Source organism: Paraburkholderia azotifigens (assembly GCF_007995085.1).
Lineage (GTDB): Bacteria > Pseudomonadota > Gammaproteobacteria > Burkholderiales > Burkholderiaceae > Paraburkholderia > Paraburkholderia azotifigens.
In genome coordinates this window covers 2,995,756-3,009,809 of sequence record NZ_VOQS01000003.1, presented here as the reverse complement: position 1 = coordinate 3,009,809, position 14,054 = coordinate 2,995,756, and the positions used below count along the sequence as shown (strand labels likewise).

Sequence of the window (14,054 nt, the reverse complement as noted above, 5' to 3'; positions counted from 1 at the left end):
TTTCGGCCCCCGAGAGGCGACAAGCGGCCAACTGCTGCCACTCGACAGCGCGTTCGCATCGTCATTCAGGCGACCGCTCCCGTCAAACAACGGACCTTCATGGTCCAGTTGGGTCGATCAGCGACGCCGTTGACGGCTCACGTTCTTGCGCGGCGCGTCACCTTTGATTTTTCACCAGCTGAGCTAGCAGCGTTTCACCGGCGCGACGCGGTGCGGCTTGCATGTTCTGTGGCATCCGACAACACGGCCATTTTCGGCTTACCATGGTCAGCATAGGAACGGTAGGCTGCGCTGCGCGCACTGGGCCGAACCGATATCCAGCCATGCGGCCGCCGTTGCGGCTACAGATGCCGGCGCGAGGAACGCAAGGATTATTCAGATGCGGACACGAAATATGAGCCAGGGTCGGCGCGATTTTCTTCGCAAGTCTGCCGCAGTGCCGTCCACGTTGCTGCTATTGGCCCACGTAGGTGCGTATGGGCAGCCTGGCGCACTTTCAGCTACGCCCGCTTGCACCGACGAGCATGAACCGACACGGCAGCAGACGCCAGGTCCGTTTTTCCTGCCGCACTCGCCGCAACGTGTATCGCTGCTCGAACCCGGCATCAATGGAACGAAGATGGTCCTGACTGGACGAGTGTCTTCGACACAATGCAGCGCGGTTTCGGGGGCTTTGCTGGATTTCTGGCACGCCGATGACGGCGGCGAGTACGACGTCGACGGGTTCCGGCTACGCGGCCATCAATTCGCCGACAGTGAGGGACGCTACCGCCTTGAGACCATCGTGCCGGGGCTTTATCCGGGACGCACAAGACACATCCACGTGACGGTGCAGCCGCCCAACGGGCCGATCCTCATCACCCAACTGTACTTTCCTGCCGAGCAGCGCAACGCTCGCGATCCTCTGTTCGATCGCCGGCTATTGATGACGATTGACAACGGCGGCAAGCGAAAGGCGGCCTGGTTCGATTTCGTCCTTGCGCTAACGTAGCGCGAGCGGTTGTGAAGCCGGCGCGTATCGAGCGTTAAGCTCCATCCAGCATGAACATCGCCTCGTATCCCGCAACGGTCAGGGATGCAGTAATAGCTTCAGCACCGGCAAGGTAATCATCAGCGGCAAGAAGCGGGCGGCCTTGCGGCCCGCTGGCCGGCAACCTGCGCGATGTCCATCGCCCGGTCTGACGAGAATCTGCCATACGGGGAAATGGGATATTGTTCAGATTGGTTATTGGCGTACGGCTGCCCGCCGGTCCAGCGCGGTCAACGAGCTTTCGCACATGAGCACCCCTCATATCTGGAGAGACGCATGAGCCTGGCCGACTTCATTGAAGGTGATTTGCCCGGTCTGATCGACGACTGGACCGACTATGCGCTTACGCTCAGCCAGCCCGACAGCCAACTCTCGGAAATCCAGTTGCGCAACTCGGCGGCCGACATCCTGACGGCAATCGCGGCCGACATGCGCGAGGTACAGAGTACGGCGCAGCAGCAGATCAAGTCGCGGGGCGACAAGCAGGATCCGGGTTCCAGCTTCAACCACGTTGCGCATCGGCACGCGGAGGATCGTTTGTCCCATGGATTCGGGATCAACGATGTGATCGCGGAGTTTCGCGCGCTGCGCGCGACGGTGCTGCGTCGCTGGCAGAAAACGGCACCCGTGGGCGACGCTGCTTTTATCGAAATGATCCGGTTCAACGAGGCGATTGACCAGGTGCTCGCCGAATCGGTACGGCACTACGCGTATCGCACCGAACGCATCCGGGACCTCTTTGCGGGCGTATTGGCGCATGACTTGCGCTCGCCGCTCAGCGCGATACTGAACTCCGGGGAAGTGCTGTTAAACGACGACAACCTGTCGCCCGCCAGCGTGAGAGCCGCCGCTTTCGTCCAGCGTGGCGCGACGCGCATGAGACAGATGATCGACGACCTGCTCACATTTACGCGCACCCGTCTGGGAGATACGCTGCCGGTTAATCTTACGTCGCAGGATATCGGGCGGATCTGCCGCGACGCGGCCGATGAAGTGCGCGCGTCTTATCCTCACGCGCGTATCGAGTTGCGCCTTACGAGTGACCTGCGCGGCCGGTGGGACGGCAGCCGGCTCGGACAGCTGGTGGTCAATCTGCTGACGAACGCGGTCCGATATGGTTCGGGCAAGGTCGTCATTGAAGCCGGAAGTCACGATGGACAGATCGCCCTTGTCGTGTCCAATGAAGGAAATCCGATTCCGGAGCACGCGCTGCCAACGCTGTTCGACCCGCTAACGAGGGCCAGTCTACCCAACCGCACCGGCATCGCTGCGGGCATCGGCCTGGGTCTTTACATCTGCCGTTGCATTGCCATCGCGCATCAGGGCACGATCAGAGTTGAGTCGACCCAACGTGCGACCTGCTTCACCGTACGCCTGCCGCGTTCGCCAGCTCAGGAACAAGGCTCCGGGCAAGATGGAGCGGGGCGTTAAACACCACGTTTGCCAGGAGCTCCGGCGACGCGTACAGTCGGGTAACGAGTCCAGCTGAGAATGAAATGAGCCGCATCGAAACGGAGCGGCAAACGCTTGCCCTCACAGATCATCACATTGCACAAGCAAGGCAACTGATCCAGGCGCAGGAGGCCAGCATCATGAAGATGCAGGAAATCGCCATCGATACGTGCCAGGCAGAGGAACTGCTTTCACTCATGCAAGCCGTGCTTTTCAGCTTCGAGCAGCACCGCGCGCTGATCGAAGCATCGATTTCGAGGCTGCAAAAGCACGAAGCGTAGGAAGCCAGGGGCGAACCGAGCACTGTCCGTGAATGCAGCCTGTGAGACTTGAATGCTCATCCACCGGGGCGAGAGAATGTCGCCCGCGATCAGTGCGGCGATCGCGCCCCGGTACTCCCAATGCCCCTGATCTTCCATGGCATTGCCGATGTAAATCGCGCAAAAGTCACTGCACCTCTGCATCATGATGACGCTGCCGCTAGTGTCGAGCGAAAGATCAAGATACCGGGCTAGCGTCGAGAGCGGCTGGGAAGTCATCACAGGCATCCCGATCGACATTCGACGCCATGCGTGTCATTGACGGTGATCGCCGGGTAGCCGCTGACGCGAGCCGCAGTGAGTCTTGAGCCATTCCGTTGCCCAGTTGGCGGCATACCGGACGGCATCTTCGCGTGCATCGAAGCCGCCCAGGTCACCACTCAGATGGACATCGTATTCGCGCCCATCGGTGCTACTGCAACTGATTCTCGCGTGGGCAATATATTCGCCGTCGGCCCGACGCGGGGTAGGGTCGACATGGAAATCTTCAGAACAATCGTACATGTGTTTCCCCTTCCGATACGTCATGGAGATGCCCGCGCGCCCTGGACAGCGGGTACGCGGCCCGAGTCGACCTGCGCCCGATGCGTTCACCATCCGCCCGGTAGCGTATCGGGCGATCGCCAGACCCAATCGTTCGCGTTTGATCTTCCACTGAGTCAGTTGCGCTTCCAAAAATGTGAGCGTGTCGAGACGCGGGATTGCCGACGTACCCGCCGCAGTCTGCTCATCGATCGAAAGTCGGCAAGTGTTCAGTTCCAGTTCGCGGAGTGCGATTTCTGTCTCCACACTGTGATGCTGCATTATCAGATCGGCGAGTCGAGACATAACACCTCATAAGATAAGTAGTTCGAATTGTTTGAATTTATGACCCACGAAACAGGTGCATTGCAGAGGAAGATGTTGTGCATTCGACCTGACGCGCGCCGGGAAGCGTCGTCAAACACCATTTCACGCTTTTTCGGATCAGGGGGGGTAACGCGGACAGTAGTCGGCCGCTAAAGGACGCGCTTTGCTAATCGCCGTCCCAGATGGCGCTACCTTGAGTGCTTCGGTCGATTAATAGCTTTCCGTAAGCGGTTGAGGCGCGCCTTGCGTCACCGGCACTTGAAAAGGGGGTATCGACGTGGAGCCGAAAAACGCGGCTTCTCGCCTCGAGGCCATCCTCACCGGGCTCCCTGATCCGCACGGCCGCATCGAAGCCCCCGTCGTAGTCGTGCGCAAAGCCTGGCCGCGTGGGAACATGCGGATAAACAAGTGGACAAACTTCCAGCCCTTGTACACGTAAATACCATCTGCCATGGATACCTCTGCTTCACCGCGCAAACGCGGCAGGATTTCAGGGAGGCTAATGGCAACCGGCCGCTGTCCCGGACCAATGGAGCGCAGACCTGGAGCCGCTTCGGGAAGGCATCTGTGCCGGCAGTACCCAGCATTCCCAGGCGAGGCGAAGATCGGCCAACGAACTCATACTACGCGCAATGCAGATCCGCGTCGCGAGATATTCTGATCTAAGGGGAACCTCCGCGTCGGTTGAGTAACTCTTGCTGACAAAATCGGGCGCCGGGCGGTTTGACCGCAACAGCATTGATGGAGAAAGCCCAAGCACGCTCTCGACGATGTCGATCGATGCCCGCCCTTTCACAAGCAAAGCGATTTATCGATGGTTGCATTAACGAAGGCAACGCAGAGGGGCCGGGAACGGAATCTGCACGGGCGTAATCTGGAAGGTCGACTGCGTTGCGGAGGAGGCGACGTGCGCCTTGTCGATAAACTTGCGGATGGGCCATCGTGGCGCGCATCGTCCCTAACGAACGCGAACGCTTGCTTTCACGTACAGGTGAAAAAAGCGCAGCTGCTTGCGCATGACCTGTCAGGAAACGTTGCGTTCGGGTTTTGTACATTTCGACGCTCCCTGACGCTCCCTTTCGGGCTCAGACGGAAATCGGGGGCACGCCTCCAATGGTCACGCCAGGCAGATCGGTTGCTGGGGACGGGGCTAAGACTCGCACGCGAGGACGGCGCGCGAAAGCACTCGCCAGCTATGCGAGCAGGCCCGTTGCGTTGCTGTTCCGGTATGTCGGCCAACACCCTGCAGGTCATGCGCTGGTTCTGCTCGGCGGCGTCGCGGCCGTCGGTTGTTCGCTGGGGTCGCAGTTCGCGATCAAAACGCTGATTGATGCGCTCCCGGGCGGGCGAGCGCATCCCGCGGCGGTCGTAGACGCGTTTCTCATCATTGTCGCGCTACTGTTTGCCGACAATCTGTTCTGGCGGCTCGCTGGCTGGGCAAGCGTGCATACGTTCGTCTCGGTGACGGGGACGTGCGTCGCGAACTGTTCGGCTACCTGACCGGCCACTCAGCCGGGTACTTTTTAAATGTACAGCCGGGCGCACTGTCAAGCCGCATTTCGGCGACCGCAGATGCCATTTTCACGATAGCGCCTGTGCGACGTGAGCCGGAAGAGCCTGAATGACGCGATCGCTGATGTGCCCCAGGACATCTCGCTTTTCAACCGTTCACTGCTGGACAATTTGCGTTACGGGCGCCCCAAGGCGACGGAAGATGAAGTGCTGCGGGCCTGCAAGCATGCGAGTTGCCTCGATCTGATCCGTTCGTTGCCCGATGGCCTGCGTACGATGGTGGAGGAGCGTGGGACATGGCTCTCAGGCGGACAGCGACAGCGTATCGCCATTGCGCGTGCGTTCCTGAAAGACGCACCAGTCCTGCTGCTTGACGAGGCGCCCATCGGCTATCGACGTTGCAAAACTTTGATCGCATTGTCGTGATCCAGCACGGACGGCTCGTCGACGATGGCTCGCCGCAGGAATTCGCACGCAGGCCGGGGATTTACCGCGACGTGCTGCAGCGCCAGGAGCGCCGCCTGGCGGCTGCGCATGACTGATGGCGCCGGGACTGGCAATCAAGCGAAATTCCGCGCCGTCCACATCGCATTTCTTTGCGAGTCCAACGAAGGATAGCCCGGGAAACAGCTTTGCTTTCCTGGCGGTTTTTCCACGGTACCGTGCTGCCCACGCGGTTCTGCGCACTGCCCACTGCCTCTACAAACGCGTCCAACGCGATTTCGTTCGGATGTCGCCAGTTAAGCGGCGACTTGCAGTGTCCGCCAGTGCGAAACTGGCCTGCAATCGCCACGCTCCGAATGCCGGATATTCGTAGGGCGCTTCAATCGCGATCGCGTGCTGCTCGTCGGTCGTCGTTCCGTGAGCCATGAATACCGAAGCGTCGCGTTTCGCAGCGCGATGACAAGGAGCCGGTCTATCTGTCCGGTGTCATGTCCGATAAGCCTGGGCGCTCGCTGGATCATGTTTTGCGGATTCGCAGCGTAATTCCTGCCGAAGAGACACAGGGGCTATCTTGGTGTGAAAACAATTGCGCCCCGGTCTTCGAAGTGCGTGAGACTTCGTACGAACCTGTACACCTGCCCGCCGATTTCAACCCGGTTGATCCCGGAACGGGTCCCCTTCAGAATGTCTTCGGCAACGAGCGACCCGATTGCACCGTAATACGTCCAGCGATCCTGAGGCTTGGTTGAGTCGCCAACGTACACCGCGCAAGCTTCGCCGCAGCTTTGCATCACGATGACGCTGCCGCCACTGTCAAGACACAGTTCGAGATATTCAGCCAGCGTCGGCAGCGCGTCAGTGGTCGCCATGGCAACTTCCGTAAAAAATTGTCTCGTCAATTTGCGGTGATGGAAGTCGCCGCTGAACTGACCGCTCCGTCATCGTCGCCTCGCGGTTACAGGTTACCTTAGGCTGCCACCTCATTGCTGGATTCAACAGCGCGGCAGATGATATGGCGCCGACGCTCAATCACGTTGGGTGTTTATTGCCGGCTCTCGTGGCTCGACAGTCCGACGAAAGTTCGATTTACTTCGCCGGTGCAGTCATCTTTCTGGCAACATGCAAACACACCCGATCTACGCGAACGGACTCGCACAGATTCGCCGCCGGTGCCTCATCGGGCACCGCACGGACCACATGCTTTCCTTTGCCGGAGAAATTGTCATGTCGACGCGCCAGCCTGGCATCTACAAGGGGTTTGAGCTTCATCCTTTGGTCTTCTCCCGAGTCTTCACACATGACGACGCGCATTCCCGTTATGCCGAAGGTTACGATGTTGCGGTACGGATCTGCCGTCCAGGAGCTGAAATCGGCGAACACGGGAGCCGCGTCTTCCGGCTCCTGCTGGAGAACACATTCTCCGATTTTGGTGTGGCCAGAACCGCTGCCTGTCAGCGGGGCAAGGACATCATCGACGGGAAGGTGGACGGTGAGTCCGTCAATGACATGTGAGCTGATCCAAACGTAAGCAACGACGGCACCTGCCCGCGGAAGTAGGTTGTCTCGCTCGACACACTGCTCTGGCTTCGGTGGCAGCCGGAAGCGTGGTGAGGCCGTTGCCGATGAATGCCGGACATGGGAGGGCGGTCGATGAAAAAAGATAGGAACTCGGTGCCTCATTACCTGATTATCCGTACGGGATACGCACCCTACGTCCTGAATTCTGATCGGGTTCTGCTTCGTCGCGAAGCCAGTCGCCATCTGTGTGCCTTTGCCAAGGCGCATGGTAAGCCAACGGCCATTGACGATATGCTCTGGAACGCCTTCGCCGAGACCGAAGGTTTTTCGACCGAAGAGCGCTTGCGCCCGTGCTTCTATGCTCTCGTTCAGGGAAATGAGACCGAGCATCAACTGCGCCTGCTGGGTACCCTTTGATCGCGCGACCGCCGTCCAGGGCACGAGAACGCAGCGCTTAATCATGCAGGACGGGCCCTGGTGAAACAGTTACAGGATAAATGTTGACGCTGTTCCATCCGGCAGGTAGTGTTCGCTCCGAAGTTCAAGAAGTTCGATTGCTGTTCATCAATTGCTCGCTCCTCCGCGGTATTCGTTGTCCTCTCCCTCCTTGAAGCTTCACGCGCTCTTGATACGGCAAATTTTCGCAGTTTTCTCAAGGATTTTTCATGGATACCGGCACCGTTAAGTGGTTCAACGACAGCAAAGGCTTTGGCTTCATCACCCCGGACAAGGGCGGTGACGACCTGTTCGCCCACTTCTCCGAAATCAGGAGCGAAGGCTTCAAGACGCTGACTGAAAATCAGAAGGTGAGCTTCGAAACGAAGCAAGGTCCGAAGGGACTGCAGGCGGCTAACATCAAGCCGCTGTAAAGTTGTAGAGCCCGGCCTCCTGCGACGGATGCCGGGTTGCAGCGGTACCCTCGCGGAGCTTCGTCTCCCTCAGTTGGCGCGACCACTACTGATTGGCACCTGTTCATTTGGCAGCTTGCCGAGCGCCATGCACCTGGTTGGGCCAGGTTTCTTCCTTCAGGCTTCAACGCCACTATTGGCTTTTCGACTGCTTCAGAATTCGGCTCGAATGGCTTTGAATCGGCGCACATATGCGCTTTTCGTGCGGCACGTGCGCACTCAAATATTATTAAAATTAAAATGCAAAACAAACAAATCCAACTATACAACGGCTATGCCGTCCAATCTTCGGCGCATCGTTTGCCCGACGGGAGCTTTTCATCCAACCTGCTGCTCGAACGAATCGATAGCGCGCGAGCCGAAGACCGCTACTGGTTCTATTCGCTCGATTATTTCAAGAGTGAAGAGCAGGCGCTGCAGCACTCGACGCAGTGGGCACGCGGATGGGTCGACACGCGCGGTTAATGACGGCGCCGCAGTTCGAAACACCCGGCGCATCTGAGGCGCCAGGGTGGGTGCAACAAAACGCGCCCAACATCACACGGGATCCCGAACTGCGCATCGTCGGCACGCATGGCTGCCGACCCCGCTTCCTTGTCGCTCCCCCGATAGTGGCGAGGCCGGCAGCCAGCCTGCGGTTACAATGCAGTATCGCTTGGCTTCGCACAGCGCCGAAACGACACACTTTGGATAGTCGCGAATCACCTTGCGGGCGATCGGGTAGCGCTGGAACGCTCCGTGTACGGCCTGGCGAAAGGAGAATCAACTTTCGGCATCAGGATGAACGGAGCGGCGGCGCAACGCAACGCGCCGCATTTCGAAGTCGTTGAGGGCGCAATACCGAAGGTCGGTTGTGTCCCTTCTTTACCTGTGCCACCACGCTGCGTGCACATCCGCATTACCATTCGCCATTACGGCGGATCTCAACCAAGGAAAAAATTGACTACCGTAATTCTGAAACCCGACGAGCCCGTGGATGTTGCATTACGCCGTTTTCGTCGCGCAATCGAGCGCACTGGTTTGATTCCGGAGCTTCGTTCCCGGACGGCCTATGAAAAACCTACCACAGAACGCAAGCGCAAAAAGGCAGCTGCAGTGGCACGCCTGCGCAAGCAGATCAAACGGTCGTTGCCACCGAAAAAGCGGTACTGACCGGGCAATGCGGGACAGCCTGCTGAAGCGCCGTATCGTGCCCAGCCAGGTGTCCCGCGTAACCTGCGCATTGGGGAACCGGTTCGGATCTGAGCTGCGTGGCCGGTTGGTTCACATGCCGGTCGCTCAATTTCGGCGATCGATAGACCGCTTCGAGTCGCGGCGAGCGATCAAGCCGGTCGTTGGTTCGACGGCAGGGCTGATTTAGTCCGATTCAGAAAGGCCGGTCCGTTGGTCAGATTGTTTGTCGGATCCTGGACAGGGCAGGCGACCGCGTGGGACGATGCGAGGGTACGGAGGTTTCCATGGCTGACCACGACACGTTGCATCCACTGCGCCCGCTCCTGAAGAACTGGGTTTGGGAGCATGGACGAATCGGTACTCGCTATCTCGACTGCATCGATGGCGAAATCAGGTTCGATGAAGGTAAGAAATCGCGCTTTGCGGCCGAAAAATACGTCTATGTGCCGCTCGATAAGGACGCTGACGTGGATGCGCCTGCCGCTGGCCCTGTGATCCAGGAGGCGGGACTAGCCCGGTTCTTGCGGGCAGCGCAGTTGGGCAAACCAGAAGAGGCCGGCTCTGTGGCGGAGGTCCAGCGTGCAGTTCAGGACTGCGTGGAGCTCGGGCTGTTCAGCGCATATCAGTCGGCCGCACGTGAGGCACTGGCCTGCTATGCGCAGGAGCCCATGTTCGAGCATGAAATCCACGCGGCGGTTGTCGCTGATATCAGGCGTATTTACGCGGGCATGCGCGAGCAACTGGCACTGTACGATTTCAGTGTACTTTACGGATTGCCGACACCGCTGCTTATCAGCGAGACGCCCTTCATCGACTGGCGCGTGCGCGCCAGTCCGGCGCTACCGTTCGTATCACTTCCGCTTGGACCATACTGCCTGCTGGTAGGCGCGTCGTCGGGCAGGAGCAGCCGCATTGGCCCGGTGGTCTGGAAGGCCGCTGCCGCACTGGGCCCATTGAAGGACCACAACCGGCAGATCGCGGAGCACGCGCGTTTGTGGCTGGCGGCGACCACCGATGACCAACTCGTCGCTGTACAAACCCGCTTTGTTGCAGCGAGGAATTCCAAGCCAGAGGATGCGACACGCTGACCGAAGTGGGCGGAGAACGCGCGATGTGCTGATCTTCAATGCGTGCAAAGCCCATTCGGTGGAGGTCACCCGGCGAAGGCCGTTGTGAAAGCCTGGAACTTGCACTCAGATGATTTTTCCGCAACACGGCTCGACCTGGGATATTTCAAAGACGGGCGGGCACACAATCCGGTAGCAACGGCGCGAGCTAACGAAAACGTCACGGACCCCGTCACGGCCTGATTGTCAGTGAGGTGGCTGTTTATGATCAAGGCCTGTCGGTCCTGCTCGAAACGGGACACCGGAATGCCATCATGTGCATGTGCTCCCAGCACGTTGAACTCAAAAAATTTGACCCGCGCTGGGGCTGGTCACTTGTCCGGATAATGCGCGTGCCGCTTGGACCGGCTTGATATTGGCGGCCTGCTTGCCCTTCGGCCCCATCTTCACTTCGATGCTCACCTTCTGGTTTCCTGCAACGACTTGAAGCCTTCCGTCTTGATTTCGGAGAGGTGGGCGAACAGGTCTTCGCCGCCTTGGTCAGGCATGATGAAACCAAAGCCCTTTGCATCGTTAAACCATTTCACTGTACCCGAAAGCATGACAGCTGATGGCAATCGCAAGTCATCGGCCGGTGTCTTATTGCCAGCCAGATTTTTCGCCCCTCTCCGATAGGTCGCCTCATACCAACGGAATGGCCGTTCCACTCAGAGACCTGCCATTGGAGCCGCGCCTGCTCGACCGTCCGCAACGGGTCGGGTTGGCGCGTTCGCCATCGGTCCGGGTTCGCCAAGGCAACGAATGCGTACAGTCGGCCACGAGGAGTCAATCGCCCGGCGCCACGCCTGGACGTTCGAACGGCTGCTACACCTATCACAGGAGCCATTGCTAGCAAGTATCCGACCGTAGCAACAATGCCAGGCTCCAATACAACGTGGTTCCCGTGACTAAACTTTTTCGCTGCAAGGTTTGCATCCGCGAATGCCCGGAGAAAAGCTGGACACTTGTCCCATGACAGCGGGCGAAGCGGTCATCCTGATTCTGGCTCAGTCGCGTCGGTGAACGATGTCCGCGACTCAATTGCGATCGATACTTTCGTTGCTCCCGCCCACCAGTTGAGCCGGCAGCGGGAAATCTATCACGGTATCGTTGATCCGGTTCACCAGGTTTCCAAAGGTGATGGAAGCGATCGCCAGAGACACGGCGATCACCTGATGTTCGCTGTAGCCAGCCGCGCGAAACGCATCCAGTTCTGCAGCGGGAAGCGTGCCCCGGGTTTCGACAAGAACCCGAACGAAACGTACGAGCGCATCCCGCCTGGCGTCACCCGTCAGCTTGCCCGCGCGGACCAGCGTCATGACGTCCTGAGACAGGCCCGAGAATTTGCCCTTCAGCGCGTGAGCCGCGACACAGTAATCGCAGCCCGACCCCTCGCTGACGACCAGCTTGAGCGTTTCAATATCCGCGGCTGACAGTTCGCTTCGCGTGACGGCCGCGTCGACAGCGAAGATGGCCTGCAGTCCATCAGGACTGTGGGTGCCGATCGTCGCAAATGCATTGGGAACTTTACCTACGTTCTTTTTAATCTTCGCGAATACTTCCGCGGTTGCGCCAGTCGCGGTTTCAAGCGTGGCGGTAGTAAGACGGGTCATGCCAACTCCTTTGATGTTTCTGTTTAACAGCTAAAGACCGCGTAGTGCCAGGCAACTACAATGAAGAACTGATGATGGTGAATGCCGGTGAGTAGAACAATGAAGCCTTTCTCAACGCTGAGGCGCTTCACCGTTTCTGGCCGCAGCAACGGCAGGGACGAGAACCGCGAAGACGACGATCGACACCGCAACGACAAGGAGTCCAACAAACGTCAGATGAACCGATTGATGCAACGCGATCCGAATGGCGGTGAAGCTGTCCATGCCGCCGGGCGCTGACTCGATTACCTTGCGCAGTTGATCGGAAGTGACGACGCCAAGCGTCTTCGAGTGCGCCAGTCCATAGTTGAGCAAGGCGCCGAAGACGGTCGCGCCGAGTGTGCTTCCAAGGTTGCGCGAGAACAGGTTCGAGGCGGTCGCGCTGCCGCGTTGCGACTTGTCGACCTGCTCCTGGATGAGGACGAGCGACGTGACGCTGAGCGCGCCCATTCCGAAGCCCATGACCAGCGATCCGATACCGGCCAGAAGCGGTGCGCTATGAGGGGTCAACGAGACGAAGATCATCGCGCCAACCGGGATCACCGCACTTCCACCAATCAGCAGCTTGCGAAGATCGAACCGGTGAAACGAGCGGGCGGAAAGCGTGGCGCCCAGCGGCCACCCCACCATGACCATGGTCAGCGCAAAGCCTGCGACCACCGGCGTGCGATGCAGCACACCCTGAACATACATCGGCAGGAAGGTGGTCAGCCCCATCAAGGCCATGCCGGACAAAGCCGTCGCGAGGTTGGTCATCGCAATGGGACGATGCCCCCACAGGCCGAACGAAATCATCGGGTCGGGGCTACGCCGCTCCTGCCAGACAAACAGCGCTGCGCTTGCGATGAACACGCTGCCGCTGAGCATCGCGTGCGTATAGTCCGCTGTACTCAGGCTCGTCAGGCCGATCATGAGCGCGGCGATGGCGACGGTGAAGAGGACTGCACCGCCGATATCGATCGACGGCCGAGCGTCTCTTTCCTTTTCATGCAGGAACAGGACGAATCCTGCGGCTGAAATCAGTCCGATCGGGACGTTGATCCAGAAGATCCACGCCCACGAGAAGTCGCGGACAATAAAGCCGCCGATCATCGGCCCGAGGACCGCCGCCGTCGCCCACACGCTAGCCAGATAGCCCTGCACCTTGCCACGCTCTTTGGCTGGGTAGAGGTCGCCGACGATGGTCAGCGTGACCGGTTGTATTGAACCGGCGCCGATGCCCTGAATGAGTCTGAAGACGATCATCGCAGGCATCGACCAGGCGAAGCCGGCCAGCACCGATCCGACCAGAAAAATGGCAATGCCGGCCAGCATGATGCGCTTGCGACCAAAGATATCCGCAAGCTTGCCAAAGACCACCGTCATGGCCGTCTGCGTCAGCAAAAACGACGAGAAAACCCAGCTATATAAATGCAGTCCGCCGAGCTTCGTGACGATCTGCGGCATCGCGGTCGAGACGATTGTCGCTTCGATGGCGACCATCGCCAGCGAGGCCATCACGGCGGCGATGACAAGTGGCCTGGATGTCTCCGATCTGGACGACAGGTTGCCTAACATTGTGTTCATGACGTTCCTGCTTAAATGGCGACGGTTCAGGACATGATTCGCGCGTCGTTTCTTCGGATCAGGTGAAGTTTGGTTCCCGGCTTCGAGTGCTTGCCGGGAACTGAAGAACGAAGAATGAGCCAGTTCAGCTATAGCGTCCAAGACCGATTTACTCTTGTCACGATTGGTGAAACGAATAGTTGTGCGGACTCGCGACAGGCCCTCTGAAGGGTTTCTGAAATTCCAGCGGGACGCGTAATCGCACAACTCGCGCCTGTCGCACTAGGACTCGCTAACCGCACGTTGAATCTGCACGGTTGCATCTATGACATCGAGACGGGCTCGATGCGCGCACTTAACTGGGAAAGCCGTTGTTTCGTGCCGCTTTCCGAGTTGTCCGAGACGTGTGCGACCCCGGCCATGTCGCTAAATCGCTTGCGCTGATCTTGATGGACTGCGGGAAGACATCGCGAGCCGACTCTTGCCGAACAGGCCGCATTACGGACGACATTTCATGCGTAGGCTTGAGGCGGGCATCGTCTTGT

Annotated in this window: 13 protein-coding genes and 2 pseudogenes; 10 read left to right on the top strand and 5 right to left on the bottom strand. The window is 59.0% G+C overall.

The genetic code is table 11. The features are described 5' to 3' along the window. The first annotated feature begins 394 nt into the window (after nt 1–394). From FRZ40_RS30715 to FRZ40_RS44170, 3 genes are all read left to right on the top strand, one after another. The gene (locus FRZ40_RS30715; RefSeq protein WP_240057329.1) at nt 395–991 is read left to right on the top strand and encodes a dioxygenase family protein; all 597 of its coding nucleotides are present in this window, start codon (nt 395–397) and stop codon (nt 989–991) included. Between the two features lie 315 nt (nt 992–1,306). Continuing rightward, complete coding sequence (locus FRZ40_RS30710) at nt 1,307–2,461, top strand: sensor histidine kinase (RefSeq protein ID WP_147236605.1); 1,155 nt, start codon at nt 1,307–1,309, stop codon at nt 2,459–2,461. 65 nt (nt 2,462–2,526) lie between these two features. Further along, a complete protein-coding gene (locus tag FRZ40_RS44170) occupies nt 2,527–2,763 on the top strand; it encodes a hypothetical protein (RefSeq protein WP_028370119.1) in 237 nt (78 codons plus the stop codon). Nucleotides 2,764–3,057: 294 nt separating this feature from the next. Here FRZ40_RS44170 and FRZ40_RS30700 read toward each other — a convergent pair whose 3' ends face one another. Next, nucleotides 3,058–3,306 (bottom strand): hypothetical protein, encoded by a 249-nt coding sequence (locus FRZ40_RS30700; RefSeq protein WP_051446606.1) that lies wholly within the window; start codon nt 3,304–3,306, stop codon nt 3,058–3,060. Nucleotides 3,307–4,764: 1,458 nt separating this feature from the next. Between FRZ40_RS30700 and FRZ40_RS46220 the strand changes: the two are divergent. Next, nucleotides 4,765–5,705 (top strand): annotated as a pseudogene (locus FRZ40_RS46220) (ATP-binding cassette domain-containing protein). A gap of 468 nt (nt 5,706–6,173) precedes the next feature. On the opposite strand, the gene FRZ40_RS30685 reads toward FRZ40_RS46220, so the two are convergent. After that, nucleotides 6,174–6,476: a hypothetical protein gene (locus tag FRZ40_RS30685; RefSeq protein WP_028371551.1), complete on the bottom strand. Its 303-nt coding sequence runs from the start codon at nt 6,474–6,476 to the stop codon at nt 6,174–6,176. Between the two features lie 355 nt (nt 6,477–6,831). Between FRZ40_RS30685 and FRZ40_RS30680 the strand changes: the two genes are divergently transcribed. The 6 genes from FRZ40_RS30680 (at nt 6,832) to FRZ40_RS30650 (ending at nt 10,294) form a co-directional block, all read left to right on the top strand. After that, complete coding sequence (locus tag FRZ40_RS30680; RefSeq protein WP_028371552.1) at nt 6,832–7,119, top strand: hypothetical protein; 288 nt, start codon at nt 6,832–6,834, stop codon at nt 7,117–7,119. Between the two features lie 138 nt (nt 7,120–7,257). Continuing rightward, nucleotides 7,258–7,542: a hypothetical protein gene (locus FRZ40_RS30675; RefSeq protein WP_028371553.1), complete on the top strand. Its 285-nt coding sequence runs from the start codon at nt 7,258–7,260 to the stop codon at nt 7,540–7,542. Nucleotides 7,543–7,790: 248 nt separating this feature from the next. Beyond that, entirely contained in the window at nt 7,791–7,994 is a 204-nt protein-coding gene (locus tag FRZ40_RS30670; RefSeq protein WP_028371554.1) for a cold-shock protein, read from the top strand. A 279-nt stretch (nt 7,995–8,273) separates the two neighbouring features. Next, nucleotides 8,274–8,498 carry a hypothetical protein gene (locus FRZ40_RS30665; protein ID WP_028371555.1) on the top strand — a complete coding sequence of 75 codons (225 nt, stop codon included), beginning with the start codon at nt 8,274–8,276 and terminating at the stop codon, nt 8,496–8,498. Between the two features lie 474 nt (nt 8,499–8,972). Further along, the gene (gene rpsU / locus FRZ40_RS30655) at nt 8,973–9,185 is read left to right on the top strand and encodes a 30S ribosomal protein S21 (RefSeq protein ID WP_081767797.1); all 213 of its coding nucleotides are present in this window, start codon (nt 8,973–8,975) and stop codon (nt 9,183–9,185) included. A 305-nt stretch (nt 9,186–9,490) separates the two neighbouring features. Continuing rightward, nucleotides 9,491–10,294, top strand: a complete 804-nt coding sequence (locus FRZ40_RS30650; RefSeq protein ID WP_147236604.1) for a hypothetical protein — start codon at nt 9,491–9,493, stop codon at nt 10,292–10,294. 381 nt (nt 10,295–10,675) lie between these two features. Here the strand turns inward: FRZ40_RS30650 and FRZ40_RS30645 are convergent. The 3 genes and pseudogenes from FRZ40_RS30645 to FRZ40_RS30635 all read right to left on the bottom strand — a co-directional run. Further along, a pseudogene (locus FRZ40_RS30645) lies at nt 10,676–10,875 on the bottom strand (cold-shock protein); the annotation flags it as partial. A 474-nt stretch (nt 10,876–11,349) separates the two neighbouring features. Then, entirely contained in the window at nt 11,350–11,925 is a 576-nt protein-coding gene (locus tag FRZ40_RS30640) for a carboxymuconolactone decarboxylase family protein (protein ID WP_147236603.1), read from the bottom strand. A 111-nt stretch (nt 11,926–12,036) separates the two neighbouring features. Next, nucleotides 12,037–13,509: an MDR family MFS transporter gene (locus FRZ40_RS30635; protein ID WP_147236846.1), complete on the bottom strand. Its 1,473-nt coding sequence runs from the start codon at nt 13,507–13,509 to the stop codon at nt 12,037–12,039. Nucleotides 13,510–14,054 lie beyond the last annotated feature (545 nt).